Origin of the sequence: Dolichospermum sp. UHCC 0352, from assembly GCF_009711925.1 — a bacterium.
Classification (GTDB): domain Bacteria; phylum Cyanobacteriota; class Cyanobacteriia; order Cyanobacteriales; family Nostocaceae; genus Dolichospermum; species Dolichospermum lemmermannii.
The window spans coordinates 694-2,058 of record NZ_VIKY01000069.1 but is presented as its reverse complement, the minus strand read 5'-3'; the positions used below and the strand labels follow the sequence as shown (position 1 = coordinate 2,058).

At 30.8% G+C, this 1,365-nt stretch carries 1 protein-coding gene; it reads right to left on the bottom strand.

The window, feature by feature from the left end; translation table 11 throughout:
- Window positions 1-115 precede the first annotated feature (115 nt).
- Window positions 116-1,249, bottom strand: a complete 1,134-nt coding sequence (locus tag FJR06_RS04835) for an ISAs1-like element ISAsp2 family transposase (RefSeq protein WP_015078025.1) — start codon at window positions 1,247-1,249, stop codon at window positions 116-118.
- Window positions 1,250-1,365: the final 116 nt, after the last annotated feature.

The window sequence follows — 1,365 nt, the reverse complement described above, 5'->3', positions numbered from 1 at the left end:
CAGTTCTATATATTAATATCTATATTTTTTGGCATCAAAAATATAGATTCTATTGTAGAATCAACAGAAAAATAAATTGGTTATATTTATATTTGTCTATATTTTCTGATTTTTATCAGATACATTCTAAAATCTTCTCTAAATATTCATCATCCCATCCTGCACAAAACTGCTTACTTTTAGTTCCTAGTTTTTGGCTTTTTTCTTTTCCTAAAAGATTAACTGCTATATGACGAATAACTGCAAAGTTTTGTGGTGCATTATCCTTTCTTATCCGACAATCATCTTCTCTAAAAGCTACATCTAAAACCCAGTGTAATGAATTCTCTATACCCCAATGAGTGCGGACTGATTCTCCTAGTAATTTCGCATTATTTGTCAAACTACTTATATAATAGCCTGTCTCAACCTTCGTTTTTCCATTAACTTTTCGTATATATTCTACCATTCCTACACTTTGAAGATTTACCCATTTCTTATCAGTATCTATTCTTTCTTCTATGTCTGATAACATGAGATAATGACGAATCTCTTCTCTTCCATGTTTGTCTTCTTTTGTATGAAATTCACTATATTTGAATCCCTCAAACCCTTTAGATATAGCTTCTTTGAAGATTTCTTCTACATTCTTATATAAATTACCTTGATTCTTTTTGAGTGCGATAATATATTCGCCTGATTTTTCTGCAATTGATTTTACTATCTCTTTTTGACACCCCATCGCATCAATCGTTACTAAACATCCGGCTATATCTAATACTTTAATTAATTCCGGTATGGCTGTTATTTCATTTGACTTTTCTTCTACTTTACATTGTCCTAATACTAATTTATTACTAGTTGCCCATGCACTTACCATCTGAATCGCACCTTTATCCTTTCCTTTATCATATGAATGCCTTAATGTTTTCCCATCTATTGCTATGACTTCTCCTTCTGTAATTTTATTGATAGATTTTATCCAACTCAAAAAACAATTCTGAAATTGTTGCGGATCTATTCTCGCAAATACTCTTGCGAATGTATCATGAGATGGAATCCCGTTTGGAAGTTCTAAAAATTGTTTTAGCCATTTTTCTTTCTTTTTTCCATAAGCCTCCATCAATACCCAACTATCTACTCCACAGATCACTGCACAAATCGCAATGGTTACTATATCTATTAATTTATGCCTTTTTGTTCTCTCAACTCTTTTATCTTCTAAATCTTTAAAGTGATCTACTATTGTGATTTTTGGTGGTAGCTTCATTTTGTGAATTTTGTCTCTTTAGTTTTATTGAGAATACCACTTCAACTCATTTTATTGATTCTTATAGAAACGAATTTACCATCAAATTTTCTTCATACTCATTTATTGGCTTGATA

Coding starts and splice junctions, on each gene's coding strand:
- FJR06_RS04835 (WP_015078025.1), bottom strand. CDS start 1,249: ATGAAGCTACCACCAAAAATCACAATAGTAGATCACTTTAAAGATTTA.